The organism is Nocardia sp. NRRL WC-3656, assembly GCF_000720265.1.
Classification (GTDB): domain Bacteria; phylum Actinomycetota; class Actinomycetes; order Mycobacteriales; family Mycobacteriaceae; genus Nocardia; species Nocardia nova.
On sequence record NZ_JOJF01000026.1, the window covers coordinates 85,680 to 111,317 of the forward strand.

Annotated in this window: 29 protein-coding genes and 4 pseudogenes; 11 read left to right on the top strand and 22 right to left on the bottom strand. The window is 67.0% G+C overall.

What is annotated here, in order from left to right:
• Positions 1–38: 38 nt before the first annotated feature.
• The 3 genes from ligD to IG65_RS0127170 form a co-directional block, all read right to left on the bottom strand.
• On the bottom strand, positions 39–1,112 hold the full coding sequence (gene ligD / locus IG65_RS0127160) for a non-homologous end-joining DNA ligase (protein ID WP_231509450.1): 1,074 nt from the start codon (positions 1,110–1,112) through the stop codon (positions 39–41).
• Positions 1,113–1,223: 111 nt separating this feature from the next.
• Positions 1,224–1,493 (bottom strand): hypothetical protein, encoded by a 270-nt coding sequence (locus IG65_RS0127165; protein WP_156055788.1) that lies wholly within the window; start codon positions 1,491–1,493, stop codon positions 1,224–1,226.
• A gap of 110 nt (positions 1,494–1,603) precedes the next feature.
• Positions 1,604–3,430, bottom strand: coding sequence for an ISL3 family transposase (locus IG65_RS0127170; protein WP_081879798.1), 1,827 nt, complete (start codon positions 3,428–3,430; stop codon positions 1,604–1,606).
• Here IG65_RS0127170 and IG65_RS39335 point away from each other — a divergent pair.
• Together IG65_RS39335 and IG65_RS0127180 are read left to right on the top strand one after the other, a co-directional pair.
• Complete coding sequence (locus IG65_RS39335; protein WP_231509451.1) at positions 3,320–3,616, top strand: hypothetical protein; 297 nt, start codon at positions 3,320–3,322, stop codon at positions 3,614–3,616. The two genes, IG65_RS0127170 and IG65_RS39335, sit on opposite strands and share 111 nt — an antisense overlap.
• 83 nt (positions 3,617–3,699) lie before the next feature.
• Positions 3,700–4,536, top strand: a complete 837-nt coding sequence (locus IG65_RS0127180; protein ID WP_231509452.1) for a sulfite exporter TauE/SafE family protein — start codon at positions 3,700–3,702, stop codon at positions 4,534–4,536.
• A 40-nt stretch (positions 4,537–4,576) separates the two neighbouring features.
• On the opposite strand, the gene IG65_RS0127185 is transcribed toward IG65_RS0127180, so the two are convergent.
• The 9 genes from IG65_RS0127185 to pstS all read right to left on the bottom strand — a co-directional run bounded on the left by IG65_RS0127185 (position 4,577) and on the right by pstS (position 10,499).
• The gene (locus IG65_RS0127185) at positions 4,577–4,909 is read right to left on the bottom strand and encodes a metalloregulator ArsR/SmtB family transcription factor (protein ID WP_231509453.1); all 333 of its coding nucleotides are present in this window, start codon (positions 4,907–4,909) and stop codon (positions 4,577–4,579) included.
• Positions 4,910–5,004: 95 nt separating this feature from the next.
• Positions 5,005–5,154: a hypothetical protein gene (locus IG65_RS37990; protein ID WP_156055790.1), complete on the bottom strand. Its 150-nt coding sequence runs from the start codon at positions 5,152–5,154 to the stop codon at positions 5,005–5,007.
• 132 nt (positions 5,155–5,286) lie between these two features.
• Positions 5,287–5,604 (bottom strand): hypothetical protein, encoded by a 318-nt coding sequence (locus IG65_RS0127195; protein ID WP_197039939.1) that lies wholly within the window; start codon positions 5,602–5,604, stop codon positions 5,287–5,289.
• A gap of 2 nt (positions 5,605–5,606) precedes the next feature.
• The gene (locus IG65_RS0127200; RefSeq protein ID WP_231509455.1) at positions 5,607–6,248 is read right to left on the bottom strand and encodes an arsenate reductase ArsC; all 642 of its coding nucleotides are present in this window, start codon (positions 6,246–6,248) and stop codon (positions 5,607–5,609) included.
• 5 nt (positions 6,249–6,253) lie between these two features.
• Positions 6,254–6,634, bottom strand: coding sequence for a response regulator transcription factor (locus IG65_RS0127205; protein WP_051756958.1), 381 nt, complete (start codon positions 6,632–6,634; stop codon positions 6,254–6,256).
• Entirely contained in the window at positions 6,631–7,407 is a 777-nt protein-coding gene (pstB, locus tag IG65_RS0127210) for a phosphate ABC transporter ATP-binding protein PstB (RefSeq protein ID WP_369801597.1), read from the bottom strand. The genes IG65_RS0127205 and pstB overlap by 4 nt, the downstream gene beginning before the upstream one ends.
• 15 nt (positions 7,408–7,422) lie before the next feature.
• Positions 7,423–8,316 carry a phosphate ABC transporter permease PstA gene (gene pstA, locus IG65_RS0127215; protein ID WP_081879800.1) on the bottom strand — a complete coding sequence of 298 codons (894 nt, stop codon included), beginning with the start codon at positions 8,314–8,316 and terminating at the stop codon, positions 7,423–7,425.
• Positions 8,313–9,302 (bottom strand): phosphate ABC transporter permease subunit PstC, encoded by a 990-nt coding sequence (gene pstC, locus IG65_RS0127220; RefSeq protein WP_051756962.1) that lies wholly within the window; start codon positions 9,300–9,302, stop codon positions 8,313–8,315. The genes pstA and pstC overlap by 4 nt, the downstream gene beginning before the upstream one ends.
• 30 nt (positions 9,303–9,332) lie before the next feature.
• The gene (pstS, locus tag IG65_RS0127225; RefSeq protein WP_036525832.1) at positions 9,333–10,499 is read right to left on the bottom strand and encodes a phosphate ABC transporter substrate-binding protein PstS; all 1,167 of its coding nucleotides are present in this window, start codon (positions 10,497–10,499) and stop codon (positions 9,333–9,335) included.
• Between the two features lie 225 nt (positions 10,500–10,724).
• On the opposite strand from pstS, the gene IG65_RS0127230 reads away from it, so the two are divergent.
• The 4 genes from IG65_RS0127230 (at position 10,725) to IG65_RS39890 (ending at position 13,680) form a co-directional block, all read left to right on the top strand.
• A complete protein-coding gene (locus IG65_RS0127230; RefSeq protein WP_030517807.1) occupies positions 10,725–11,423 on the top strand; it encodes a helix-turn-helix domain-containing protein in 699 nt (232 codons plus the stop codon).
• A 119-nt stretch (positions 11,424–11,542) separates the two neighbouring features.
• Positions 11,543–12,217 carry an arsenate reductase ArsC gene (locus tag IG65_RS0127235; protein WP_030517808.1) on the top strand — a complete coding sequence of 225 codons (675 nt, stop codon included), beginning with the start codon at positions 11,543–11,545 and terminating at the stop codon, positions 12,215–12,217.
• 45 nt (positions 12,218–12,262) lie between these two features.
• Positions 12,263–13,474: an FAD-dependent oxidoreductase gene (locus IG65_RS35175; protein WP_231509457.1), complete on the top strand. Its 1,212-nt coding sequence runs from the start codon at positions 12,263–12,265 to the stop codon at positions 13,472–13,474.
• The gene (locus IG65_RS39890; protein ID WP_231509459.1) at positions 13,459–13,680 is read left to right on the top strand and encodes a hypothetical protein; all 222 of its coding nucleotides are present in this window, start codon (positions 13,459–13,461) and stop codon (positions 13,678–13,680) included. The genes IG65_RS35175 and IG65_RS39890 overlap by 16 nt, the downstream gene beginning before the upstream one ends.
• 104 nt (positions 13,681–13,784) lie before the next feature.
• On the opposite strand, the pseudogene arsA (IG65_RS35180) reads toward IG65_RS39890, so the two are convergent.
• From arsA (IG65_RS35180) to IG65_RS0127265, 5 genes and pseudogenes are all read right to left on the bottom strand, one after another.
• Positions 13,785–15,603 (bottom strand): annotated as a pseudogene (gene arsA / locus IG65_RS35180) (arsenical pump-driving ATPase).
• Between the two features lie 5 nt (positions 15,604–15,608).
• Positions 15,609–16,007 carry an arsenite efflux transporter metallochaperone ArsD gene (arsD, locus tag IG65_RS0127250; RefSeq protein ID WP_030517809.1) on the bottom strand — a complete coding sequence of 133 codons (399 nt, stop codon included), beginning with the start codon at positions 16,005–16,007 and terminating at the stop codon, positions 15,609–15,611.
• Between the two features lie 13 nt (positions 16,008–16,020).
• A complete protein-coding gene (locus IG65_RS0127255; protein ID WP_030517810.1) occupies positions 16,021–16,431 on the bottom strand; it encodes an arsenate reductase ArsC in 411 nt (136 codons plus the stop codon).
• A 27-nt stretch (positions 16,432–16,458) separates the two neighbouring features.
• Positions 16,459–17,580 carry an ACR3 family arsenite efflux transporter gene (arsB, locus tag IG65_RS0127260; RefSeq protein ID WP_030517811.1) on the bottom strand — a complete coding sequence of 374 codons (1,122 nt, stop codon included), beginning with the start codon at positions 17,578–17,580 and terminating at the stop codon, positions 16,459–16,461.
• Positions 17,577–17,951, bottom strand: coding sequence for a helix-turn-helix transcriptional regulator (locus IG65_RS0127265; protein ID WP_030517812.1), 375 nt, complete (start codon positions 17,949–17,951; stop codon positions 17,577–17,579). The genes arsB and IG65_RS0127265 overlap by 4 nt, the downstream gene beginning before the upstream one ends.
• A gap of 113 nt (positions 17,952–18,064) precedes the next feature.
• Between IG65_RS0127265 and IG65_RS39345 the strand changes: the two are divergent.
• A pseudogene (locus IG65_RS39345) lies at positions 18,065–18,181 on the top strand (heat-shock protein HtpX); the annotation flags it as partial.
• A 205-nt stretch (positions 18,182–18,386) separates the two neighbouring features.
• Here the strand turns inward: IG65_RS39345 and IG65_RS0127270 are convergent.
• From IG65_RS0127270 to IG65_RS0127280, 3 genes are read right to left on the bottom strand one after another with little or no spacing between them, the layout of a single operon-like run.
• Positions 18,387–19,430 (bottom strand): ArsO family NAD(P)H-dependent flavin-containing monooxygenase, encoded by a 1,044-nt coding sequence (locus IG65_RS0127270; protein ID WP_030517813.1) that lies wholly within the window; start codon positions 19,428–19,430, stop codon positions 18,387–18,389.
• A gap of 36 nt (positions 19,431–19,466) precedes the next feature.
• Positions 19,467–20,456 carry a thioredoxin-disulfide reductase gene (gene trxB / locus IG65_RS0127275; protein ID WP_030517814.1) on the bottom strand — a complete coding sequence of 330 codons (990 nt, stop codon included), beginning with the start codon at positions 20,454–20,456 and terminating at the stop codon, positions 19,467–19,469.
• Positions 20,453–20,872 carry a helix-turn-helix transcriptional regulator gene (locus IG65_RS0127280; protein WP_051756964.1) on the bottom strand — a complete coding sequence of 140 codons (420 nt, stop codon included), beginning with the start codon at positions 20,870–20,872 and terminating at the stop codon, positions 20,453–20,455. Before IG65_RS0127280 ends, trxB begins: the two co-directional genes overlap by 4 nt.
• Positions 20,873–20,950: 78 nt before the next feature.
• Between IG65_RS0127280 and IG65_RS0127285 the strand changes: the two genes are divergently transcribed.
• From IG65_RS0127285 to IG65_RS37995, 4 genes and pseudogenes are all read left to right on the top strand, one after another.
• On the top strand, positions 20,951–21,373 hold the full coding sequence (locus IG65_RS0127285) for a low molecular weight phosphatase family protein (RefSeq protein WP_030517816.1): 423 nt from the start codon (positions 20,951–20,953) through the stop codon (positions 21,371–21,373).
• An 18-nt stretch (positions 21,374–21,391) separates the two neighbouring features.
• Positions 21,392–21,802: an arsenite efflux transporter metallochaperone ArsD gene (arsD, locus tag IG65_RS0127290; RefSeq protein ID WP_030517817.1), complete on the top strand. Its 411-nt coding sequence runs from the start codon at positions 21,392–21,394 to the stop codon at positions 21,800–21,802.
• Positions 21,803–21,813: 11 nt separating this feature from the next.
• A complete protein-coding gene (gene arsA / locus IG65_RS0127295; protein WP_030517818.1) occupies positions 21,814–23,586 on the top strand; it encodes an arsenical pump-driving ATPase in 1,773 nt (590 codons plus the stop codon).
• 222 nt (positions 23,587–23,808) lie between these two features.
• A pseudogene (locus IG65_RS37995) lies at positions 23,809–23,916 on the top strand (transposase); the annotation flags it as partial.
• 92 nt (positions 23,917–24,008) lie between these two features.
• Here the strand turns inward: IG65_RS37995 and IG65_RS37200 are convergent.
• Both IG65_RS37200 and IG65_RS39350 read right to left on the bottom strand, forming a co-directional pair.
• Positions 24,009–25,166: pseudogene (locus tag IG65_RS37200) on the bottom strand (heavy metal translocating P-type ATPase); the annotation flags it as partial.
• A 281-nt stretch (positions 25,167–25,447) separates the two neighbouring features.
• Positions 25,448–25,638, bottom strand: a 191-nt coding sequence (locus IG65_RS39350; protein ID WP_030517819.1) for a hypothetical protein, incomplete at its 5' end; no start/stop codon positions are given.

Below are 25,638 nucleotides of genomic sequence, written 5' to 3' on the forward strand. Positions count from 1 at the left end.
TCCGAGATCGCCTCTACCCGGCGCCGATGGTGGGCGACCTATTTCCAATCCGGAGGTCGGATTCGGTCGGGATCTATGTCTCGCAATCCACGCCACGACGGATGCCGCAATATGCCCGCGTGAGTCCACTCGGTGAAGGCCACCACTCCGACCAATCGAGGATGCACCCACTTCGCCTCCGGTGCAACGGCGCTGTTGACAATCGGGGGCGTATCACGTTGCAACGCAGTCAGTTTCGCATGCAAATCAGCCAGAGCGATCCGGGTGAAGCCGGTTCCGACGTTGCCCGCCCAGATAAGATTCCCATCATGGTCGGGTACGGCCACCAGTAGCGAGCCGATCCGGCCGCAGCGGCTGCCGGCGCCGGGCCGCCAGCCGACCACGATCACCTCCGATATCCGCAGATTCTTGATCTTGGTCCAGGACGGGCTGCGGCGGCCGGGCAGGTAGCGGCCGTCCAGGCGCTTGGCGATCAAGCCCTCCAAACCGAGCTCTTGCGAACGCGCCAGCAGCTGCTGGCCGCGGCCGGTCAGGCGGGGCGATATCCGCCACCGCGGCCCCGGCAACGCCAACTGCTCGAGCAATTCACGACGCCGCAGATAGGACAGCTCGATCAGCGACCGGTCCGCGACATGCAGCAAGTCGAACGCCACGAAGGTCGCCGGAGCCATCGCAGCCATCGCGGCGATCGCCGCCGCGTCGCTTCGATGCATGCGTGATTGCAGGGCTTCGAACGACGGATGCCCCTCGACGAAGGCGACGATTTCGCCGTCGAGCACGAACGGCGGCTGGGCCGCCAAATCCGCCAGCTCGGGCCAGGCGGCCGTGACGTCGTTGCCGTTCCGCGAGACGAGCTGTACGCGGTCGGTGACATAGGCGCCCGCCCGGATACCGTCGTATTTGATCTCGAATGCCCAGCCTTCATCGTCGCTGGGCAACTCCCCCGGCGCCGCCAGCATCGCCGCATATCGCGGCAGCTTGGTCACCGCTGCTTCGCCGCCATCACCGGCTCCTTCGCCGACAATCACCCCAACAGCTAACTTACAGCACCCGACCGAGCGGTCTTCCAGCGCCGAACCCCCGAAAGCCTGCTCGACGCGGCGGCTGTGCAACCTCCCGCAACGGGAATGTCGCATGACACCGGGTACGCGGGTTGTGAATGGTGAAAGTGGGGTGAGTGGTGTGGGCGATGGCGCCAGCACTTACGGTTTGACGAGATGGGGTCACATGGGCTTTCTGTCGGTGTCGACGAACTCGAGGTCGGATTCGCGTTCCCATGTCCAGTGGTTTCCTGGCCACCACACCACGACCCACTCGGTCCCGCGGGTGGGCGGGGTTTTCGACCACACCTGCACGAGTTCGCCAGTGGCGTGGTCGAAGTCAGTGCGGACCACGGCAGCGTGCCCTGTGGGGGCGACATAGCCGATCCGGTCCTCGGTCGCCATGCCAGCGCGCGACTTCAGCCTGATCCGGGTTCGTGGCGCGACGGGCATCGTCAGAGCTTGTCACCCACGCCGCGCTGAGGCCTGGATGGGGGTGGAGAGACCGGGTGTCAGCGGCCAGTTGAAACTGGGTCTGGTCGGAATTTGATGACGGGCCAGGCTTATTGGGCGAGGACGCGGATGCGGAGAAGGTCGAAATTGGCACGTCCGTACATGGCCCTCTTATATGCCTTAATCCGGCAGACGGCTCCTTCGACAGCGCCGCTGTTCCAGGGCAAGGTGAGTCCGTTGCGGACGGCGTCGTAGTCCTTGGGCAGCCCGTCGGCGAAGCCGCGCAACTGCGGGATGCTGCCGGTCTTGGCCTGGTTGATCCAGTCGTCGAGCTGCTGACCGCGGCGGTGGCGCAGCATATCGGCGAAGCCCGTGACCAGCTCTTCGAGCTCGTGCAGGGTGTCGCAGTGGTCGAGTGCGTGATGCAGGTCGGCGAGTTCGTCGGTGGTGAGTTTGTGTCGGGGCCGCATGAACAGGCTGGTGAGCTGGCGTGCGGTGATCGGCGGTTTCGCCGTCCATACCGGCGCCGGGGCGCTGTTCTCGCGCCAGGTGTGGATGAGCCGGCGGACCGAGCGTTCACTGCCTCGGTAGCCGCGCTGGCGTAGCTCACCGAACAGCAGCCGAGCGTTGCTGCAGCCATCTTCCCACCGTCCCGCGAGGTAGGGCACGTGCGGGTCGAGGGCGCTGCCACGCCGCGGGACCGGGGTGAGAAGCTGGTCGGCGGTGTCGGCCAAGCGGTAGCGCCGCACAGTCTTGCTGTCCAGATTCAGGGCCTTCGCGATCGCGGTCGGACCGACGCCCTTGGCGACCAGCGCGTGGATCTCGGCATGGCGTTGCCGGGTAGCCGCTTCTCGCCGTGCCGCTGCCGGGCTCTGGCCCGCCAGCGTCGGGGCGGGTTGGGCGACCGCTGCGTGTTCGTCGTCTTCGCGTAGGCATTTACGGTGCGCGCGAACAACTTTGTCGACCGCGGCGGTCAGATTATGGAGCAAATGCCACCTGTCTGCGATTTGAATCGCTTGCGGCACGCCGCGACTGGCGCCATCAGCATACGGGCCGCCGCGGTCGCGACACACTATGCGAATGCCTGGATGTTGGGCCAGCCAGGCGGCGAGGGTGTCGGAGGTTCGGTCCGGCAGAAGATCGACCGGCCGGTGGGTGCGCATGTCGATCACCACAGTGCCGTAGACGTGGCCGCGGCGGATGGCCCAATCGTCGACACCGACCTCCACCAGCTCACCGACCGCCGGCAGCCGGACCGCCCGCACCAGCCCCAACAACGTTGATCGCGACACCTCCACCGCCAGCTGTCTCGCCATCCTCGCACCTGGCCGACCACCCAGCGCCAGTCCGACCCGCGCCAGCAACTCGGTGACCAGCGGACTGCGCCGCTGATACCGAGCGGCCAAGCCTGGGACCTGCTCGGAGAAGATCCGGCGCTCGCAGTGAGCAGCCTCGCACCGGAACCGGCGCACCATCAGCCGGATCACCACTTCCCGGCCCGAGACGGCCAGGTCCACGATCGTGCGGCGGTAACGGCTGTGCACCACCGACGAATAACACCCACACCGGGTGCAATCAGCCGAAGAACCGCAAGTCGACGCATCGAACACGATGCCCCCGCTCGTCGTCGTTGTGGCCGTGCTGATTTCCATCGGCGCCACCGCCGCCGCCGCCGCCGCGGTGACCGCGACGGGCTCGACGGCGCCTATCTGCCCGGCCGGCGCAGCCCGCTGTGGACCAAGGTCAAGAACCTGCGGTCCCAGGAAGTGGTGATCGTCGGGTGGAACCCCGGCTCCGGCCGCCGCGCCGGGCGTATCGGGTCGCTGGTGCTGGCGCTGCCCCAACGCGGCGGCGACCTCGTCTACGCCGGCAGTGTCGGGACCGGCTTCACCTACGCGATGCTCGCCGACCTGGAAACGAAACTCGCGGCGCTGCACCGCGATACGCCACCGATCAGCAACCCCGAAGGCCTCACCGGCGTGGTCTGGGTAGCGCCCGAACTCGTCGCCGAAGTCGCCTTCATCGAATGGACCATCGACCGGCGGCTGCGCCACCCCACCTGGCGCGGACTGCGACCGGACAAGCCGCCCTGGCAGATCACCACCGACCCACCCGAGGACTGAGACGACCTACCCATTGCTTCACCGGGCGGCCCGACAGTTCTCGAGAGGTCCGGGGCGCTGTGGTGGCCGGTAGGGTCCGCTGCGTGAGCGAGAGCGTGGACCGTCGGATCGAGGCAGCCCAAGCGAGGACGGCCGCCGGGTGGCGGTGGCTGCTGTCGGCGTTCGCGGCGGGTGCCTCGGTGGGTGCGCTGGGTGGGTTGATCGGGTTGGGCGGGGCGGAGTTCCGGCTGCCGCTGCTGATCGGGCTGTTCGGGTTCGCCGCGCTGCAGGCGGTGATTTTGAACAAGGCGATGAGCCTGATCGTGGTGGCCACGGCGCTGCCGGCCCGGCTGTTGGCGATGCCCTACGCAGAAGTCGCCACGCACTGGTCCATCGCGGCGAATCTGCTGGTGGGCAGTCTGATCGGGGCATGGGTGGGGGCGGGCTGGGCCACGGGGATGCGCTCACGCACCCTGTATCGGGTGCTGGCGGGCCTGCTGGTGCTGATCGCTGTGGCCCTGGCCGCCAGTCACCTCGGTCATCTCGGCTGCCTGGGGATGCCGTCACCGGTGCGGGTGGTGGCCGCCGTCGTCGCCGGCGCCGGGATCGGTGTGGTGGCCGCGTTGATGGGTGTGGCCGGTGGTGAGTTGCTGATTCCGACGATCGTGTTGTTGTTCGGTGTCGACATCAAGATCGCCGGGAGCCTGTCGCTGCTGGTGTCGTTGCCGACCATGCTGGTCGCGTTCGCCCGCTATAGCCGCGACCAGAGCTTCCGGGTGCTGGGCGAGAACACCGGATTCGTGGTCGCGATGGCGGTCGGGTCGATCACCGGCACCGTGGTCGGCGGCCTGCTGCTGGGGGTGGTGTCGAGCGCGGTGCTGATCCCGCTGCTGGTAGTGCTGCTGCTGGGCTCCGCGCTCAAAGTCTGGCGCCACGACTGACGAACCCGCCACGGCCCGCCGAGCGGCGGGCGGTACAGGGTCAGCTGCAGCAGTTGGGGTCCAGGACCAGGCACAGCGCGGAGAGGGCGTCGCGGCGGGCCCGGTGGACGACGTTCATGCCGCGCCGCTCCGAGGCGACCAAACCGGCCTTGCGCAAGTGGGACAGATGGTGGCTGACCGTGGATTCCGACAGTCCGACCGCCGCGGCCAGCTCGCCGCTGTTCTCCTGCGCGTCCGGGCTGGTCAGCAGCAGCGACATCAGCTTCACCCGCACCGGTGAGCACGAGCGCGGTAGCTGTCGAGCTCCCCAGGAGCCGGAGTTCAGTGCGGTGGGGTGCGAGGTGTTGGGCAAGATGCCGGAACCGATCGCCATGCACACGAGTACGGCGGTGGTCATGGGCCCGTCGGGGTGCTTTGGCGCGGCGGTGGGATGAAATCGTCGGCAGCCGAATCCCCCATAGCGGGAGGCTACGGCGAGGGCGACTGAAACCGGCGTAATTGGTTGTCCCAGTGCAGGCTTCGGCGATGGGAGATGACCTCAGCGGTCACCGCGATCAGCGCCGCCGCAGCGGCCCAGCCGCTGAGCAGGATGGCGAGTCCGTTGCCGATCCCGTTCACCAGGGATGCATCTGCGGGTCTGGGTGCGCTGGTCGGTGCGCCGTCAGCGGAGAGCCAAACCCGAGTGGGTTCTCCCGGGGCCGCGTCGCAGGGTACAGGGACCGTGGCGGTCTGGCGTTGTCCGTGGTGTACTCATTCCGCCGTCGCCTCGGTGTCCCCGGTTGCGGAGTCGATGTGTGGGTTGTCGGTAATCGTGGCGGTCACAGCGGTTTTCACCGAATCCTCGGCACGGGTGTGGTGGGCGGTGATGGTGGTGGTGGTGGTTGCGAGGATGCATGCCGTGGGCACGAGCAGGAATATCGATGCCGCAATCAGACGGAGGTTCATTTGAATCCGCTCCGACGTGCGCATCAATGGGTTGTCATACCATGGCCGCAGTTGCCAAATATCCATCACGCCTGCACGGTCGCCGATAGGCCATGTGAATCTCTGGAAGTTGTGGTGGTTCATGGTCAGTCGCTGAGCTCGGTGAGCAGGTCGCGGACGTGGTGGTCGAGTTCGTCGCGGATGGCGCGGACGACGGACAAGGGTTGGTCGAGGGGGTCGGGGATGTGCCAGTCGAGGTAGCGTTTGCCGGGGTAGATGGGGCAGGCATCGCCGCAGCCCATGGTGATCACGACGTCGGCGGCGCGGACGACCTCGTCGGTAAGGGGCTTGGGATAGGCATGGCGCAGGACGATGCCTTTCTCCGCGAGGGCCTCGGTGATGATCTGTGGAATGTCGCCGCGAGGTTGTGAGCCGGCGGAGCGGACGGTGACATTGCCATGGGCGTAGTGCTCGAGCAGAGCGGCGGCCATTTGTGAACGGCCCACGTTATGGACGCAGACGAACAGCACCTGCGGGCAGGTGACCTGAGTGAGACCTGCGGCGTTGCCGTGGTCGATGAGCCGGTCGCGAGCGAATCGTGCGGTGAGTGTGGGCAGGTGGACCTTGATCGTGGCATTCGCGGCGAGCAGGCGATAAGTGTCGCGCACGAATTGGGCGACAGTCGGGCGAGCGAAGGTGCCACGGAACTGGTCGGTGAGTTCGTCGACGATGCGGTCGAGTTGCAGGCCGAGTTCTCGTGGTGGCAGGCCACGGGCGGTAGAGGACACGGCGCTCACTGGTCACAACCAGGGCTTTGGGTCGATGGCTCGGTCGGTTCGGTGTCGAACACGTAGCCGAGGCCACGGACGGCACGAATATGGTTGGGGCGCGAACGATTCCGTTCGATCTTACGGCGCAGTCGCAAGACGTGGACATCGACGTTCTTGGGATCGGCATGCTCCGAGTCGCCCCAAAGTTTTTCTAAAAGGTATTCCCGGTCAAGGACGGTTCCCGCGTTGAGCATGAGCGTTTCGAGCAGGTCGTATTCCTTGGGAGGGAGCGCGAACACCTTGCCGCGCACTCGGATTCGATGCGCGGCGCGGTCGAGTTCGACGTCCTGTATGCGTAGCACCTGCGGTGGGGTGGCGGAGCTGCGGTCGATGTGCTGGGTCATCCGAACTTGCCCGTGATGTAGTCCTCGGTTGCCTGCTCGCGGGGGTGTGCGAAGAGGTTCTCGGTGGTGTCCATTTCGACCATCCGTCCCGGTTTTCCGGGTTCGGGGATGGTGAGGAAGGCGGTGTACTGGGAGACCCGGGCGGCCTGCTGCATATTGTGGGTGACGATGACGATCGTGTAATTGTCTTTCAGCTCTTCGATGGTGTCCTCGATGACACTGGTGGCGATCGGGTCCAGCGCCGAGCAGGGCTCATCCATTAGCACCACCTCCGGTTGGACGGCGAGGGTGCGGGCGATACACAGCCGCTGTTGCTGGCCGCCGGAGAGGCTGCCGCCGGGGGTGTGCAGGCGGTCCTTGACCTCTGTCCACAGTCCGGCCTGGCGCAGGCTGCGCTCGACCAGTTCGTCGAAGCCGGTGCCGCGGCGGCGTTTGCGGCCCAGTTGGAGTCCGGCGATGACGTTGTCGTACACGCTCAGCGTCGGGAAGGGGTTGGGACGCTGGAACACCATGCCGACCTTGCGGCGCAACTCGGTCGGGTCCATATCGCCGAGCACGTCTCGCTCGTCGAGCAGGACCCGCCCGGTTGCGCGAGCGGTCGGTACGGTGAGGTGCATGGCGTTGAGGCAGCGCAACAGGGTCGATTTGCCGCAACCGGAAGGTCCGATCAGCGCGGTCACCTGTTTGCGTTCGATGGCCATACTGACGTCCTCGACGACCAGGTGATCACCGTAGAACGCGGTCAGGCTCTCCAGCCGCATGTTTCCCACGATCAATTCCTTTCCTGTTCAGCGCTTGCCGGCGATAGCGGAGCGGCGGGCGATCAGCCGCGCGGCGACGGTGAACAGCAGCACGATCGCGACGAGGGTGAGGGCTCCGGCCCAGGCGCGGGCCTGGGCGGCCTTGAATCCGGTGATGGCATTGCCGAAGATCTGCAGCGACAGCGTCGACATGCGCTTGTCCGGGTTCGTTTCGATGAACAGGTCGTTGCCCAGGGCGGTGAGCAGCAGCGGCGCGGTCTCGCCCATGGCGCGGGCCACGGCGAGCATGACGCCGGTGATGATTCCCGAACTGGCGGTGGGCAATACGACCGAGATGATGGTGCGCGCCTTGGTGACGCCCAGGGCGAGGGCGGCTTCTCGCAGCTCGTGCGAGACCAGCCGCAGCATCTCCTCGGTGGAGCGAATCACCAACGGCAGCATGACAAGTCCGAGTGCGATGCCGCCGGCGATGCCGGAGAACCCGAAGAACACCACCCACACCGCATAGACCAGCGCACCGGTCACGATGGTCGGGATGCCGACGAGCACGTCGGTGAGGAACCGGGTGACACGGGCCAGGCGGCCACCGTATTCCACCAGGTAGATCGCCGCGGATACCCCGACCGGCACTGACAGGACGGTCGCGATGCCGGTGGTGATGAGGCTGCCGATGATGCCGTTGAGGAACCCGCCGCCGGGTGAGCTGGGATTGCCTGGCGGGGTGTGGGTCAGGAATTCCGGGCCGAGGTACTTCAATCCCTGTCCGGCGACATAGACCAGCACCCAGATCAACACGGCCACGGTGGCCGCCATCACCGCAGCGAGGATGACGTACATGGTCAGATCCACGGCACGGCGGCGAGCGGTGCTGGGCAGTTTCGGTGCGGGCGGCGCGGGTCGGGTGGGCGCGGTAGTGGTCATGCGATGTTCTCCCCGGTGCGGCTGACGACGCGCTTGCCGACCACGTTCACCACCAGCGACATCAGCAGCAGGCAGAACGCGACGACGAACAGCGAGTCCAAGTGGAAGGGCTGATTGGCCTCGGTGAACTCGTTGGCGATGACGCTGGGCAGCGTCGCGCCCGAGGACAGCACACTGTGCATGATCGAGAGCACGTTGTTGCCGATTACCATTGTTACAGCGATGGTTTCGCCAAAGGCGCGCCCGAGCCCGAGGATGGAGGCGCCCACTATGCCTGAGCGCGAGCGCGGCAGCACCGCCATGCGCAGCATCTCCCACTTGGTCGCGCCCAGCCCGAGTGCTGCCTCCTTCTCCGCGGTGGGGGCGGTGTCGAAAACCTCGCGGCAGATCGCGGTCACGATGGGCAGCACCATGATCGAGAGCACGATCCCGGCGGCGAAGACCGAGTAGCCGAAGAACGGGCCGCGAAATGCCCAGCCAATCACCGGGATTCCCGACAGTGCGGTGAGTTTCTCGCCCACGGGGTGGATGAACGGAATGAGGGCGAACACGCCCCAGAACCCGTAGACGACGCTGGGGATCGCGGCGAGCAGATCCACCAGCGACGACAACGGTTTCCGCAACACCGCGGGGGCGAGGTTGGTGATGTAGAGCGCGACCGCGACCGACGCCGGAACCGCGATCAGCATGGCCAGCAGCGAGGTGACCAGCGTGCCGATCACAAACTGCAGCACCCCGTACGGGTTGGGGTCGGTGGCGGTGGCGGAAGCCTCCGACGGCGCCCACCGGGTCGAGGACAGAAAGCTCCCCGGCCCGTAGTGGGTGATCGCCGGCCAGGCCTTCGCCAGCAGGAACACCGCGGTGGCGACCAGCACGGCGATCACCGCCCATGCGGCCAGGGCCATCAGCCGGGCGAACAGCGCATCACCGAATCTGCCGGGTCCGGGCCGTATGCCCCTGATCTTCAGGGGCGCTTCCGCGGTCACGCGTCTCATCTCCTTGTCGGGGTACAGCGATCAGGACGCGAGCGGCGCGCCGTTGAGGGTGATCTTCTTGACCTGGTTGACCGCCAGCTGCTGCAGGTCCTTGCCCAGCGGGGCGTAGTTGACATCGGCGGCCTGGTCCTGGCCGGTGCTCAGGGTCCAGGACAGGAAGTTCACCAGGGCCTTGGCGTGGGCGGAGTCGGTCTGGTTCTGGTACACCAGCGCGTAGGTGGTGCCGGTGATGGGGAAGGCATTGGCGTCTGGGCCGTCGGTGAGGCTCGTGCGCAGGTCGGCAGGGTAGGTGATGCCGTCGGTGCCCTTGGTGATGGTGGCGATGCAGGGCTGAACGAAGTTGCCCGCCTTGTTCTTCACCTGTCCGTAGTTCAGATTCTGCGCCAGCGCGTAGGCCAGCTCGACGTAGCCGATGGCGCCTTCGGTCTGGTTGACCACGCCGGAGACGCCTTCGTTGCCCTTGCCGCCGAGGCCGACCGGCCAGGCGATGTCCTTGCCGAAGCTCTTGTCCGCGCCGCCGAGGGTGGAGACCCAGGTCGGGCTCTCCTTGGTCAGGTAGTCGGTCCACACGGCCGTGGTGCCCGAGCCGTCGGAGCGGTGCGCCACGGCGATCGGCTCGTCGGGCAGTGCGGTGCCCGGGTTGAGGGCGGTCAGCGCCGCGTCGTTCCACTTGGTGATCTTGCCCGCGAAGATCTTGCCGAGGGTGTCACCGTCGAACTTCAGGCCGGTCTTGACGCCCTTGACGTTGTAGGTCGGGATCACCGCACCGAGTGTGAGCGGGATGTGCAGGATCGGGCCGTTCTTGGCCTTGGCCAGCTCGTCGTCCTTCATAGGGGTGTCCGACGCGCCGAAATCGACTGTATCGGCGCTGATCTGCTGCACACCGCCACCGGAGCCGATGGACTGGTAGGCGACCTGCACGCCCTCCGACGAGTAGTTCTTGGTCCACACCGACATCACCGGCGCGACGAAGGTCGAGCCCGCCCCCGACAGCGTGGAGGCCCCGCCGTCCAGCTTGGCGATGGCGCGCTGATAACCCGGCTTGGCCGCCGCGGCCTGCCCGCAGATCTGCCCGGCCTGCGCCTCTTGGGTGGTGTTGCCTCCCCCCACATCGCTGGTACTGCCACAGGCGGCCAAGCCGGTGGCCGTCAACGCGACGACCGCGGCGGTAATGGACTTGCGGAACATTGACACTCCTCATCGGTGCGATGCCGTATGCATCGGTGTCAATATCGAAATTGGTGAAAGTGAATGTCCAGTCGCCGCGAAGTGAACCTGCAGTGAACAGATCGATTACGATCTATATAGACGCCTATCAATATACGCATTCCACTCCATCCTCCCCGCGGAGGATGGAGTGGAATCGCGTGATTAGGTTTGACGTCACGATAATGCTCAGCGATCATTGAGTCAATGAACCCTGGCAAAACTTGGACCATAGAGCGGCGGGCGGCCGTGCACGCCGCCCTCGGTGATTCCACCCGCCTGCGGATCGTGGATGCGCTGACAACCGGTGACCTATCCTCGTCGGAATTGAGCGCCCAGCTGTCGGTACCGACCAATCTGCTGGCCCATCACGTGCAGACACTCGAGCGTGCGGGGCTGGTGCGCCGGGTGCGCTCCGAAGGGGACCGTCGGCGTGGCTATCTGCAGCTGATCCCAGGGTTTGCCGATCAATTGCTTATTGGCCGCTCGGTGGCCGCAGCGCGGGTGGTTTTCGTGTGCAGCCGCAACACAGCCCGGTCGCAGCTCGCTGCCGCGGCATGGGCGCAACACAGCCGGATCCCCGCGACGTCGGCGGGTACCCATCCCGCCGACCACGTGCACCCTGGGGCCCTGGCGGCCGCTCGTCGGCACGGAATCGCGATCCGGCCCCGGGCTCCCCAGGGGATGGACGGCCTGCTGCGAAACGGCGACATCGTTATTGCGGTGTGCGACAACGCACATGAAGAACTGGACTCCAGCATGACGCGGTTGCACTGGTCGATTCCAGATCCCGTGCCGATGGGTGCCGAGGCCGCCTTCGATCGCGCACTCGAAGACATCCTCGACCGCATCGACCGCATCGCGCCCACCATCGCGGCGGAATCGACCGACGAGCCACCGGCGTAAGCGAGCGGGCGTCGGCAGTACCATGACGACCGGTAAGAGTTCACCAGCTATTCGCTTGAACCAGTCTCCGGCACCGGCCAAAGTCGATGTGTATCGAACTCGTCTGACTGGAGTCGGCCATGCCCGGAAGTTCCGCCGTCCAACCGGGTCACCTACGTGGTGACCTTTCCATCGACCAGCAACTGGCCCTGAAGTCCGCCGCGAAGCGGCTGCAGACCGAGTTCACCGACAGCTTCGGCGTGGAGACCGTCGAACGGTTCCTGCACTCCTCCTACGACCAGTTCGCCAGCCGGGCCACCGTCGTAAACTTCCTCCCCTTGCTTGCGGAACGCTTTGCCCGGCAACGACTTCGAGCGCTCGCGCGGGTCGAGGGAAAAATCAGCGATGGCAAGCCCACGGTGCTGTTCCTGTGCACCCACAACGCGGGCCGCTCCCAAATGGCACTGGGCTACTTCACCCAGCTGGTAGGAGACCAGGCGGTGGCCTGGTCGGGCGGTTCCGAACCGGGCAACGAGATCAACCCCGCCGCCGTCGCGGCCATGGCCGAGATCGACATCGACATCTCCGGTGAGTTCCCCAAGCCGTGGACCGAGGAGATCGTGCACGCCGCCGACGTCATCGTCACCATGGGCTGCGGCGATGCCTGCCCGGTGTACCCGGGCCGCCGCTACCAGGAGTGGGCCATCGACGACCCCGCCGGACTCGACGTCACTGCCGTGCGTGCCATCCGCGCCGATATCGAAGAGCACGTCCGGCGCCTGCTGCTCGATCTCGAAATCACCCCCGTTGCTTAACTGTTGCGCCGCGGGCCCCCGGGCCGTAACTCCAGGAGACCCCTCGTGACCGCTCGGCACCTCATCGCGATCGGCGGCAGCGACGCCGGTATCAGCGCGGCACTGCGCGCTCGTGAACTCGATCCCGCCACCGAGGTGACCGTCCTGGTCGCCGACAACTACCCGAACTTCTCCATCTGCGGCATCCCCTACTACGTCTCCGGCGAAGTCGCCCACTGGCGCAACCTCGCCCACCGCACCGCCGACGACCTCGTCGCCACCGGCATGACCGTGCTCACCGGCACCTGCGCCACCCACATCGACCCGGCCGGACAGGTGCTGACCGTCCTCGACGCCAGCGGGCAGACCCGTCAGCTCGACTATGACGCCCTGGTCGTCGGGACCGGCGCGGTATCGGTGCGTCCGCCGATCACCGGACTCGATGCCCTCGGTCCCGTCGACGGGGTGCACTTGCTGCACTCCATGGGCGACACCTTCGCCGTCATGAACACCCTCGAAACCCGGAACCCCCGGCACGCGATCATCATCGGCGCGGGCTATATCGGCCTGGAGATGGCCGAGGGGCTCACCGCACGCGGAATCACGGTGACGCAGATCGAGGCGCTGCCCGAGGTGCTGCCCACCGTCGACCGCGAACTGGGTGCGCTCGTACACGCCGAACTCGAGAATCACGGCGTCGAGGTCGTCACCGGCGCCAGCATCACCGCCGTCGAGCGCGACAGTGCCACCGGCGAGCTCGTGGTTAGCGCCTGCCGTGGCCCCGAAACCTTCACCTGCACCGTCGATCTCGTGCTCGTCGTGGTCGGCGTGCGCCCCGACACCGAACTCGCCGCTGCCGCAGGAGTCGAACTGGGTCAGCGCGGTGCCATCGTGGTCGACGAATCGATGCGCACCAGCCTCCCCGGCATCTTCGCCGCCGGTGACTGCGCCGTCACCCACCACCGCCTGCTCGGCACCACCTGGCTGCCGCTGGGCACCACCGCCCACAAACAGGGCCGCGTCGCCGGCGAGAACGCCCTCGGTGGCGATGCCCGCTTCGCCGGCAGTCTCGGCACCCAGGTGGTCAAGGTCTTCGACCTGGTCGCCGCCCGCACCGGACTGCGCGAACACGAAGCCCGCGCGGCCGGACGCGGTTGGCGGCCGGTATCGACGACGTCAACGCCCGATGACCACAAGGCGTATTACCCCGGCGCAACCCGATCACCATTCGCATCACCGGTGATGGCGACACCGGACTGCTGTTGGGTGCCCAACTGATCGGCCGCCGCACCGCAGAGATCGCCAAGCGTGTCGATACCTATGCGGCCGCACTGTTCCACGGCATGACCGTCGATGCCGTCGGTGATCTGGATCTGTCCTACACTCCGCCCTTCGGATCCCCGTGGGACGCTGTACAGATGGCCACACAGGCATGGGTTCGCCAGCACCGGCTGACGATCGAGCGGGCAGCCCTGACCATCTGAAGTCGAGGCTACGGGGCAGTACGCGGCTCGGCCGGCGCCTCAGGGACACTGGGCGAAGGCGTTTTGCTGGGTGCGGTGCCCACCGACACGTTGATTCGCATTGATCACATCGCTGTTGTGGTGCGCGGTGACAGTGCGGCAGCGCCGCTGACGATGTGTCGGACCTGGGTGGAGGCTAGCGCTGCGAGCACGTCGATGCCGATCGGATCGTCGATCTGCGCAGGCACCACGGCGTGGCGGTCGGCGTATTCGGTGACGACCCTGGCGATTTCGGTGATCTCATTAGCGGCGCGACGTTGCAGCAGCGGCGCCGTGGTGTGGGTGGCGGCCACGGAATTGTTGACGAACCAGGCCCACGGCTGGATCCCAGCGCGGCGCAGATCTTCCGGCAACTCCGCCGCTTCCGCAACGGGGGGCGTCTCGGTCAGGGTGACCGGAACGACCTTGGTTTCCTCGGGTGGTTCTGCAAGCGCATCAGCGGGGTGGTGTATCCGCGGCCCTCGCCCATCTGCCGGGTGATCTCGCGATGGTAGGAGCCGGCCGCGTCCAACAACCGCAGCGTATGCCCAGCGGGGGCCGTGTCCATCACCACGAAACGGCGGCGCGACTGGTTCACGATGCGCGAGAAGGACTGGAAGACAGCCACTTCGGTGAGGCACGGGAAGCGCAAGTCCTCCTCGAGGGCGGCGCGGCCGTGCGCGTCGAGCCCGGATCCTTTGGTGGCCAGGACTCGTTCGCGGTAGCGCTGGGTGGCCTCGTCGGGGTCGATGCGCGAGACCTCGAGGGTGGCCCGGCTACCGTGCAGGGTGTCGGCGAGGTGGGCGGCCGGGTCGATGGTGGTCAGCTGCACGTCGTGGCCACGCGCGGCGAGAGCGACCGCCGGCGCGGCGGCGACGGTGGTCTTGCCGACACCGCCCTTGCCCATACGCAGGATAAGCCCGTGATCGGTCGCACGGATCTGGTCCACCAGGTCCGCGAGCGGGGCGTCCGGAGCAGCCGGGAGACGTTCCGGCGCAAGGGTTTCGGTGTCGACCCACGCGGCGGTGAAGAAGCGGTCCAGGGCGGGATACCGACGATGTTGGTAGCGGCGAGTTCGATCCGGTCCTGGGGAAGCTCGGCGAGTCGGCCGGGCAGGGTGGTGAGGGCGGCTCGCTCGCGGCGCTGGATCGCCGCAGCGAGCGGGTCGACGCCGTCGGCGGCGAGCAGCAAGGCGTTGACCCCCAGGAATTGGCTCGTGATGCCGGTGTCGGCAAGTTCGCCATGGGTGCGGGCCAGCTCGCCGAGCGTGGAGGTTTGGGCGCGCGCGACGAGCACCAGGCGGCTGCGCCCCCGGGTCCAGGAGCGCGGCAACGGCTTCGGCGTAGGTGGCGCGCTGACGTTCCAGCCCCGACGGCGGCCCAGAACAGGAGGGGCGCCGTTACCGTTGTCGAGAAACTGAGTCCCCCCGGGGCAGTTGCAGCAACCGGATGGTGTGACCGGTGGAGGCGGGTGTCGAACACGACGTGATCGAACTGCGCGCCGGTGGCGTCGGCAGGGAGCAGACCAGTGAATTCGTTGAACGCGGCGATCTCGGTGGTGCCCGATCCCGACAGCTGTTCGGTGATCGCTTCGATCTCCTTGGCAGCAGCAGGTTCCGGACCGGCCCGACAATGCGTCCCCGGTAGGCAGCGGCGGTCTCATCTGGACCGATCTCGAGCAGCGACAGGCCGGGCACAGCGGCGACGGCGGTGATGGTCGCGCCGACGGTCAGGCCGAAGACGTGGCCGAGGTTGGAGGCCGGATCGGTGCTGACAGCAGCACCCGGCGGCCCCGGCGCGCGAGGGCGATGGCGGCAGCGCAGGCCACGGAGGTCTTGCCGACCCCGCCCTTGCCGGTGAACAGCAGGAAACGGGGTGCGGCGGTGAGGAATCGCGGTGTCACCACTGCGGTCAGCAGCACTCACCGGAGCCGGGCGCACAACACCCGTCGGTCTCCGCTAATCCCAGCAACTGCGTGCCCGCCGGAGGGGCCACGGGTGCCGCGTCGCCGAGACCGGTCCACTTCGAGAGTTCGGCGCGGCTGGGATAGCGGCCGGTGAGCACGGTGGCACCGTTGACCAGCACCAGCGGCAGGCCGTCGGAACCGGAGCGTTCGAGAAAGATGCGGACCGCGTCATTGGTGGCGAACACCATCGGGTCTGCGGCCATATTGTGGCGGGCCACCGTGCCGCCGTGACTGCTCACCCAGTCCAGGTCGGCGGAGAACTCAACCAGGTTTTGGTCGACGTCGGGACCGCAGACACCACTGGAACAGCACAGGGCGGGTTCGAAGATCTCGACGGTGTTCACGACACTCCTCGGTTCAGGCGTTGGCGGGCAGCAGTTCCGCGATGAGTTCCTCGACGCGCTTGCGGATCTCGTCGCGGATCGGGCGCACCGCGTCCACGCCCTTGCCGTTGGGGTCGTCGAGCTTCCAGTCGCGGTAGTCCACGCCGGGGAAGTACGGGCAAGCATCACCGCAGCCCATGGTGATCACCACGGTCGAAGATTCGACCGAGGTGGGGGTGAGGATCTTCGGCTTCTGGTCGGTGATGTCGATGTCCAGCTCGGCCATCGCCTCGACCGCGGCCGGGTTAATCGTCTCGGCGGGCGCGCTGCCTGCCGAGCGGACCTCGATAGCGTCGCCGGCCAAGTGGGTCAGGAACCCCTGGGCCATCTGCGAGCGCCCGGCATTGTGGACGCAGACGAACAGGACACTGGGCTTGTCAGCCATGGAAGACGAACCTTTCGGTGCGGAAGACTATGAGGATGCGGGCTGCGGGCCGGACGACCGCTTCGATTCTGCCAGTGGCTGCGCGGCGGCGGCGTCGCCGAAACGTTTACGCAGGGCGAGCGAGACATACACCAGGCCCACCAGAACCGGCACCTCGATCAGCGGCCCCACCACGCCGGCCAGTGCCTGACCCGAGGAGGCGCCGTAAGTAGCGATGGCGACAGCGATGGCCAGCTCGAAATTGTTGCCCGCCGCCGTGAACGCCATCGTCGTCGTGCGCGCATACCCGAGTCGCATCACCGCGCCGAGCAGATAGCCCCCGCCCCACATGAGCGCGAAGTAAATCAGCAGCGGGATCGCGATGCGCACGACGTCCAGCGGCTGCGAGGTGATCTGCTTGCCCTGCAACGCGAACAGGATGACGATCGTGAACAGCAGGCCGTACAACGCCCACGGCCCGATCCGCGGCAGAAGTGTGGATTCGTACCACTCGCGGCCCTTGACCTTCTCACCCAGGCGGCGGGTCAGGAAGCCCGCCAGCAGCGGGACACCCAGGAAGATGATCACCGATTTCGCGATCTGCCACGGCGAGGTGTCGATCGTGGTCTGCTCCAGTCCCAGCCAGCCCGGCAGCACCGACAGGTAGAACCAGCCCAGCACCGCGAACATCACGACCTGGAATACCGAATTCAGCGCCACCAGCACCGCGGCGGCCTCACGGTCACCACAGGCCAGGTCGTTCCAGATGATCACCATCGCGATGCAGCGCGCGAGACCGACAATGATCAAACCGGTCCGATACTCGGGCAGATCCGGCAACAACAGCCACGCCAGCGCGAACATCAACGCAGGACCGAGTACCCAGTTAAGGACCAGCGACCCCAGCAGCAGCCGCTTATCGCCGGTAACGGAGTCGAGCCGGTCGTAGCGCACCTTCGCCAGGACCGGATACATCATGATCAGCAAGCCGATCGCGATCGGTAGCGAAATACCATCGATCTCGACAGCGCTCAGCGCATCACCCAGACCGGGGATCAGCCTGCCCAACAACAGGCCCGCGAGCATGGCCACACCGATCCACACCGGCAGGAAACGATCCAGCGTCGAGAGCTTGCCGACGACAGTGGGACGATCAACCGTGGTGGTCACGCGCTCACCACCGCGGGCTCGGCCGGAACCTGCAACAATTCCGAAAGTCGTTGGAACGCTCCGGGAACCACCTTGTAGTAGACCCACGACGCGCGGCGTTCGCTGGTCAGCAGCCCGGCCTCGCGCAGCACCTTCAGATGGTGTGAGATGGTCGGCTGCGTGACGTCGATACCGTCGGAGACATCGCATACGCACGCCTCCAGATCGGCCCGGCTCATGATCGCGCTGAGCACCCGCAACCGCACCGGATCCGACAGCGCCTTGAACACCGCGGCCAGTTCGGTCGCGGCGTCGCCGCTGAGCGGCGCGCGCACCAGTGGTGTGACGACACACTGCTGGATCGGCGTCACCGACAATTCTGACTTTGGCATACGTCTATATTGACCACTGTCGATCAATTTGGCAAGTGAACGTCTGGTTACACCTCGACGGGCGCGAGCGTGGACGTGATCGTGGTCATCGGCCGCCGAGCCCGCCTCGACCCGCCGCCCGCGACTGGTAACTCGACGACCCCGCCGGCCTCGGCGTAGACGCAGTGCGTCCCATCCGCGACGAAATCCGCACCCGCGTCGAAAAACTCATCGCCGAACTACTGCCATCCCCCAGCCTGACAACCAGGGGTACAACCACCGCGCAATTCGAAAAGCCGACAGCCCCAAACACCGACACCTATTCGACACGATCTGACGATCTGACATGTCGCCCTACCAGCAGCGGTCCAGACAGCCGAGCGGTGCGGACGGTAGGCCTGCCGGGGGTCTGCGGAGCCAACTTCCGGCGATCGGCGCGCCGGGGCAGATACCGAGTCAGTCGCTCAGCGCGAGCTGGGCCACGGCAGCTTTGGCGGTGCGGCCGACGCCGATGATCGTCGCCGATCCGGGGCCGGTCCAGTCTCCGTATCCGATCAGGTGCAGGCGGGGTTCTTTCATTGCGCGGGTCCCGGCAACGGCGATGGTGCCGTCGTGTTCGCGCAGCCGCAGTGGTCGCAGGTGGGTCAGCGCGGGCCGGAATCCGGTGGCCCACACGATGGCATCGGCGGGCTGAACCTTGTTTCCCCAGGCGATACCGTCGCCGGTGATGCGGTCGAACATCGGCAGCGGGCACAGGACACCGCGGTCGCGGGCCTCGCGCACCTCGGGAACCATGACGATGTCGCCCAGGGAGGCCGGGCCACCGGGATCGGGTTTCCCAGCGGCGATGGCAGCGGCGCGCTCGGATGCGACCCGGAACAGCACACGCCCGTCGACGTCGTCGGGCAGGAACCGGGGTGGCCGAGTCGTGACCCACGTGGTGGCGGCTTCGGTGGAGATCTCGGCGACGAGTTGGGCTGCGGAGTTGCCGCCACCGACGATCACCACCCGGTCGCCGGTGAAGTCCGAGGCTCGGCGGTAGTCGACGGTGTGGAGTTGGCGGCCGGTGAACTCCCGCGCACCCGGGTAGAGCGGCCAGAACGGCTGCTGCCAGGTGCCGGTCGCGCTGATCACCCGACGGGCCCGCCACTGCCGGTCGCCGGCGGAAACGATGAGGTCCTGCGCGTCGCGTGCCGTGCCGGTGACTCGCACGTGCCGTTGGATCTGCAGGTTGTAGCGCTGTTCGTAGGCGGTGAGGTAGTCGACGACGTGGGATGCGGGCGGGAATCCGTCCGGCCAATCCGGCATCGGCCATCCGGGCAGGGACGCGAATTCCGCTGGGGAGAACAGTCGCAGCGACGGCCAGGTATGCGGCCACGCCCCACCGGGGGTGGGCTGGTCGTCGAGGATCACATACCGGTACCCGGCGCGGCGCAGGTAGTAACCGGCAGCGAGTCCAGCTTGCCCGCCGCCGATCACGACCACATCGACGCTGTTCATCGCCCGCTCCTTACAAGTCGGGACGCCGCGGTCGTGTCAGGCGTCGGCGGCGACGGGTTCGCCTGCGCCGGCCAGGGTGTTCTCTGTGATGTCACCTTGGTCGGCCAGCCAGCGCTCGGCGTCGATCGCTGCGGAGCAGCCGGTGCCGGCCGCGGTGATCGCCTGGCGGTAGGTGTGGTCCACGAGGTCACCGGCGGCGAAGACGCCCTCGGCCGAGGTCGCGGTGGTGGGCGACTGGACCTTCACGTAGCCGGCGGCGTCGAGGTCCACCTGGCCCTTGAGGAGTTCGCTGCGCGGATCGTGGCCGATCGCGACGAACACGCCTGTGACGTGCAGGGTGGACTGTTCCCCGGTGACGATGTCGCGCACGACGAGGCCGGTGACGCTGTTCTCGCCCAGTACCTCCACCGGCGCGGCGTTGGTCATGAAGCGAATCTTCTCGTTCGTCTTGGCGCGCTCGAGCATGATTCGGGACGCGCGGAACTCCTCGCGGCGGTGCACGATCGTGACGCTGCGCGCAAACTTCGTCAGGAAGGTGGCCTCCTCCATCGCGGAGTCACCGCCGCCGACCACGACGATGTCCTGGTTGCGGAAGAAGAAGCCGTCGCAGGTGGCACACGCGCTCACGCCGCGTCCGAGCAGGCGCTGCTCGCCGGGGATTCCGAGGTAGCGGGCGGCGGCACCCATCGCGAGGATGACGGCGCGGGCGTAGTAGGTCTCGCCGCCCGCGACGACCTTCTTGACCGGGCCGTCGAGCTCGATTTCCTCGACGTCCTCGGTGCGGATGTCGGCGCCGAAGCGCTTGGCCTGCTCGCGCATCTGCTCCATCAGATCCGGGCCCATGATGCCCTCACGGAAGCCCGGGAAGTTCTCGACCTCGGTGGTGGTCATCAACGAGCCACCGAACTGGGTGCCCTCGAACAGCAGGGGCTCGAGTTCGGCGCGGGCGGCGTACACGCCGGCGGTGTAACCGGCCGGTCCCGAGCCGACGACGATGAGTTCGGAAACGGTCATATCAGTGGTCATGAGATCCTTCTCTGCATTCCGGCAAGGTGGTTCGCCGCGTCGACCGTTGCGCAGGCATAGCCCTCGACAACACCCGGCTCGGTCGACAGCACCGCCGACAACTGGGCCAGCGCGGACGGGATCACCCGGTAGTACACCCAGGTCCCGCGGCGCTCGCAGTCGAGCAGACCGGCCTCCCGCAGCACCTTCAGGTGATGGGAGATCGTCGGCTGGGACAGCTCGAACGCCGGCGAGATATCGCACACACAGCTCTCGCCGCCCGCGCGGCTCGCGATCAGACTCAGTACCCGCAGACGCACCGGATCACCGAGCGCCTTGAACATCCGCGCCAGGTCAGAAGCCCAATCAGAGGTCAACGGCTCCCGCGTAAGCGGCGAGCAACAGGCCTCGACCCCACTCGACGATTGGTTCGGCATACGTCTATATTGACAATTATCGATCCAACTCGTCAAATGAACGGCCGGTGAATCCGGCCACCCCGGAAGGACCCACGCGTGATCAGACCTTCGGTGCTGTTCGTCTGTGTGAAGAACGGCGGCAAGTCCCAGATGGCGGCCGGGTTGATGCGCAAGGCCGCCGGTGACGCGGTCGAGGTGCATTCGGCCGGTACCAAGCCCGGCACCACCGTCAACGCCCTGTCCGCGCAATCGCTTCTCGAGGTGGGCGTGGACATCACCGGCGAGTCTCCGAAGCTGATCGACCCGCGGTTGGTGCGTGATATCGACCTGGTCGTCACTCTCGGCCGCGAGGCCCACCTCGACCCGGTCCCCGGAACCCGGTTCGAGAACTGGGACACCGACGAGCCGTCCGAGCGCGGCATCGACGGCATCGAACGCATGCGCCTGGTTCGCGACGACATCACTGCCCGGGTCGCCCGGCTCGCCGAGCAGCTCACCGGCAGCCCTACCCACCCCTGAGAAAAGGAGCTATCACTGATGACCCGTATCGAGGTTTTCGAGCCCGCACTGTGCTGCAACACCGGAGTGTGCGGCGGCGACGTCGACCAGGCCCTGGTCACCTTCACCGCCGACATGGACTGGATCACCTCCCAGGGCGGTGACATCGCCCGCTACAACCTCGCCAGCGAGCCCCTCGCCTTCGCCGAGCGTGAACCGGTCAAGGCTTTCCTGCAGATCTCCGGCTCCGAGGGGCTGCCGCTGATCCTGGTCGACGGCGTCACCGCCGTCACCGGCCGCTACCCCGACCGCGCCCAGCTTGCCAAGTGGGCCGGTATCGCCCCCGAGCCGGCCGCCGCGCCCGCCGGGAGCCGGATGCTCGGCCTCGCCGACACCACCGCAGCCGAATCCTGCTGCGGCGGCGGCCCGGACAACACCAGCTGCTGCTGAAAGGCCGACCCGTGAAATTCCTCAATGGTGCACCCCGGTTCCTGTTCTTCACCGGCAAGGGCGGGGTCGGGAAGACCTCGATCGCCTGCGCCTCCGCCGTCGCCCTCACCAAGCAGGGCCACAAGGTCCTGCTCGTGAGCACCGATCCCGCCTCCAACGTGGGACAGGTCTTCGGGATGAGCATCGGCAACACCATCACCGAAGTTCCTGCGGTGCCTGGGCTGTCCGCACTCGAGATCGACCCCGAACAGGCTGCGGCCGCCTACCGCGAACGCATCATCGGCCCTGTCCGCGGCCTGCTTCCCGAGAAGGAACTCGCCTCGATCACCGAGCAGCTGTCGGGCTCCTGCACGACCGAGATCGCCTCGTTCAACGAGTTCACCGCGCTGCTCACCGACGAGACGACGATCGCCGGGTTCGACCACGTCCTGTTCGACACCGCCCCCACCGGCCACACGATTCGCCTGCTGCAGCTGCCCGGATCGTGGACCGAGTTCCTCGACGACGGCAAGGGCGACGCCTCCTGCCTCGGTCCGCTGTCGGGGCTCGACAAGCAGCGCACCATCTACGCCGGCGCCGTCGCCGCCCTGGCCGACCCGCAGCGAACCCGTCTGGTCCTCGTCGCCCGACCCCAACGGTCCCCGCTGGCCGAGATCGCGCGCACCCACACCGAACTCGCCGACATCGGACTGGTCCGACAGCACGTTGTCATCAACGGTGTCCTCCCGGAACCCGACGGTGGCGACGAGTTGGCCACCGCGATCTACGCCCGCGAACAGGACGCCCTCGCCGACCTGCCCGCCGACCTGCGGAGGCTGCCCATCGATCAAGTCGAACTCAAATCGACCAACATGGTCGGCCTCGACGCCCTCGACACCATGTTCACCACCGAATCGAACGCAGCGACGCAACCGGAACCCGCGCCTGCTGCGTCCGCACCGGATGCGCCGCTGTCGGCCCTGGTCGATGAGCTCGCCTCCGATGACCACGGCCTGATCATGTGCATGGGCAAGGGTGGAGTCGGCAAAACCACCCTCGCCGCCGCGGTGGCCGTCGCACTCGCGCAACGCGGCCACCAGGTGCACCTGACCACCACCGACCCGGCCGCGCACCTCACCGAGACTCTCGCCGGCAGCCTCGAGAACCTGACCGTCTCGCGCATCGACCCCGCCGAGGCCACCGCCGCCTACCGCGACCGGATCCTGACCAGCAAAGGAGCTGCTCTCGACGACCAAGGCCGCGCCAACCTCGCCGAAGACTTGAAATCACCGTGTACCGAGGAAGTCGCTGTCTTCCAGGCGTTCTCACGCGTCATCGGCGAATCCCGCCGGCACTTCGTCGTCGTCGACACCGCGCCCACCGGACACACCCTGCTGCTGCTCGACGCCACCGGCTCCTACCACCGCGAAATCGCCCGCCAGATGGGCGAGAACACGACCTTCACCACCCCGCTCATGCGACTGCAGAACCGCGACGACACCAAGATCCTGCTCGTCACCCTCGCCGAAACCACACCCCGCCTCGAAGCCGAAAGCCTCCACGCCGATCTCGAACGCGCCGGCATCCACCCCTGGGCCTGGGTCGTCAACAACTCCATCGCCGCAGCCCACCCGACATCACCGCTCCTCCAACGACGCGCCGACACCGAAATCGCCGAAATCGACGCCGTCACCAGCACACACAACCGGCATGCGATCGTGCCCCTGCTGTCCACCGAACCCGCTGGAATAAGCGCCCTCTCCTCACTTGTAGAAGACGAGTCGGTCTCCTCGCCGCTCAGCTGAGGGCACCAGATCGATCACGGTTGCCGCGCCTCACAGCCGCGGGGTATAGAGACGCGCTGCAGCGAGCGATGCCGTCACCAAAGATGCCAGGTGCCGTTGTCGGCCTGACCGAGCGCCTGCCCATGCTCCTCCCGAACGCAGCCGGTGGCGGCCAGACCACTCGCCGACGCGGCCGTCTAAACAGAGCGACCCATGTCAACGCCGCCGCGCGGGGCGCCGACCTGGCGCTCGCCCTGGCCGGAGTACATTCCATTCCTGGCGTTCCCGCCCGAGCTGCGGCAGGTGGTTTACAGCACAAACATGATCGAGTCGATCAACGCCCGGTTGCGGGGCTACCTTCCGTAGCCGGTGCGATCAGTGCGGCAGCGCAGGCATACCGCGTGACCGTTGGGGGGGCTGATCGCGTCGATGCGCTTGGGGTGTCATCCGGTGTGGTCGGGGAGCCGGAGTTGTTTGAGGGCCAGGGCGTTGAGGGCGACGATGATGCTGGAGCCGGACATGGACATGGCGGCGATTTCCGGGCGCAGGGTGAGTCCGATGAGTGGTTCGAATACGCCGGCGGCGATGGGTAGGGCGAGGGTGTTGTAGCCGACAGCCCAGGCGAGGTTTTGGTGCATTTTGCGCAGGGTGCCGCGGCCGATGCGCAGTGCGATGGGCACGTCGAGGGGATCGGATCGCATTCAGTACCAGGTCGGCGGTTTCGATGGCGACGTCGGTGCCGGCGCCGATGGCGATGCCCAGGTCTGCTTGTGCGAGGCGGGGGCGTCGTTGACGCCGTCGCCGACCATGGCGACTTTGCGGCCGCCGGTTTGCAGTTCTGTGATGCGTGCGGCTTGGTCGGCGGGCAGGACTTCGGCGATGACGGTGTCGACGCCGAGGGTGGCTGCGTTGCGGTCGGCGGTGGCTTGGTTGTCGCCGGTAAGCGTGACGACTTCGATGCCGAGGTCGTGCAGTTCGCGGACCGCGGCGGCGGAGGTGTCGCGGGGTGCGTCGGCGATGGCGATCACCGCGGCGGCCTTGTCATCGGCGGCGGCCAGCACGGCGGTGTGCCCGGTGCCGGCCAAACGGTCACGGGCTGCGGCCAGTTCACCCAGCTCGATCCCTTCGCGTTCGAACAGTCGCCGGTTGCCGATGACGACGCGGCGCCCGTTCACTGTGGCGATAGCGCCGTGACCGGGCACGTTTTCGAACCGATCGGCTGTCGCGGTGGTGGTGCCATGGGCGTGGGCGTAGCCGACGACGGCCTGGGCCAGGGGGTGTTCGGATTCTCGTTCGACGGCTGCGAGCAGGCCCAGCAGTTCGGTGTCATCGCCGGTGTCGTCGTCGGTGACGATCTCGGTGACTTCGGGTTCCCCCTTGGTGAGCGTGCCGGTTTTGTCCATCACGACCACCTGCACGCGCGCCGAGGACTCCAGGGCCATCGCGTTTTTGAACAGCACACCGCGCCCGGCGCCGAGCCCGGTGCCAACCATGATCGCTGTCGGGGTCGCCAGACCGAGCGCGTCGGGGCAGGTGATCACGACGACCGTGATCGCGAACAGCATCGCCTTCGCGAAGCTCGCCCCGGCCAGCAGCCACACCCCCCGGTCTTACCGGTTGTATGCGCTGTCGGCGTCCGGACAGCCCCGGGCCGCAACCCCATTCGTCGCTTCGAGTGACCACTCGCCGAGAGGCGCATGTTGGACGTCGGCTCACCAACACCAACGCCGCCAGGTATCACCTGGCGGCGTTTCGGCTTGTCCCCGTAGGACAGGACCAGAAGACCGCGGCATCGACGCGGCCGCAGCGCCGGTTCGGTTCCCTGATTTAGGGTGCGGCGGTAACCCGTCGTCATGGCCCTACGCGCGTGACTGGATGTCGGCTAGAGCGTCCCCAAGACTTCGTAGGGGACCGTCATCTCGGTCTCACCCAGCAGATCCAGGAAGAGCTGGAATTGCACGAAGTTCACACTCGACTTCGGGCCGTCCACAGGCCATACGGCGTCGCATTCGGGGCACTTGGCGAGCGCGAGGGCAAATCGGGTGACCCGAACCTTCTCCAGCGAGTCCTGCT

What these genes read in the sequence shown, in the direction of transcription:
- IG65_RS0127165 (WP_156055788.1), bottom strand. Translation starts at nt 1,493, where the DNA reads ATGCCCGTCGCGCCACGAACCCGGATCAGGCTGAAGTCGCGCGCTGGC.
- IG65_RS0127185 (WP_231509453.1), bottom strand. Translation starts at nt 4,909, where the DNA reads ATGGCGATCGGTTCCGGCATCTTGCCCAACACCTCGCACCCCACCGCA.
- IG65_RS0127195 (WP_197039939.1), bottom strand. Translation starts at nt 5,604, where the DNA reads ATGAACCACCACAACTTCCAGAGATTCACATGGCCTATCGGCGACCGT.
- IG65_RS0127205 (WP_051756958.1), bottom strand. Translation starts at nt 6,634, where the DNA reads ATGACCCAGCACATCGACCGCAGCTCCGCCACCCCACCGCAGGTGCTA.
- pstA (WP_081879800.1), bottom strand. Translation starts at nt 8,316, where the DNA reads ATGACCACTACCGCGCCCACCCGACCCGCGCCGCCCGCACCGAAACTG.
- pstS (WP_036525832.1), bottom strand. Translation starts at nt 10,499, where the DNA reads ATGTTCCGCAAGTCCATTACCGCCGCGGTCGTCGCGTTGACGGCCACC.
- IG65_RS0127230 (WP_030517807.1), top strand. Translation starts at nt 10,725, where the DNA reads ATGAACCCTGGCAAAACTTGGACCATAGAGCGGCGGGCGGCCGTGCAC.
- IG65_RS0127235 (WP_030517808.1), top strand. Translation starts at nt 11,543, where the DNA reads ATGCCCGGAAGTTCCGCCGTCCAACCGGGTCACCTACGTGGTGACCTT.
- IG65_RS0127255 (WP_030517810.1), bottom strand. Translation starts at nt 16,431, where the DNA reads ATGGCTGACAAGCCCAGTGTCCTGTTCGTCTGCGTCCACAATGCCGGG.
- IG65_RS0127265 (WP_030517812.1), bottom strand. Translation starts at nt 17,951, where the DNA reads ATGCCAAAGTCAGAATTGTCGGTGACGCCGATCCAGCAGTGTGTCGTC.
- IG65_RS0127270 (WP_030517813.1), bottom strand. Translation starts at nt 19,430, where the DNA reads ATGAACAGCGTCGATGTGGTCGTGATCGGCGGCGGGCAAGCTGGACTC.
- trxB (WP_030517814.1), bottom strand. Translation starts at nt 20,456, where the DNA reads ATGACCACTGATATGACCGTTTCCGAACTCATCGTCGTCGGCTCGGGA.
- IG65_RS0127280 (WP_051756964.1), bottom strand. Translation starts at nt 20,872, where the DNA reads ATGCCGAACCAATCGTCGAGTGGGGTCGAGGCCTGTTGCTCGCCGCTT.
- arsD (WP_030517817.1), top strand. Translation starts at nt 21,392, where the DNA reads ATGACCCGTATCGAGGTTTTCGAGCCCGCACTGTGCTGCAACACCGGA.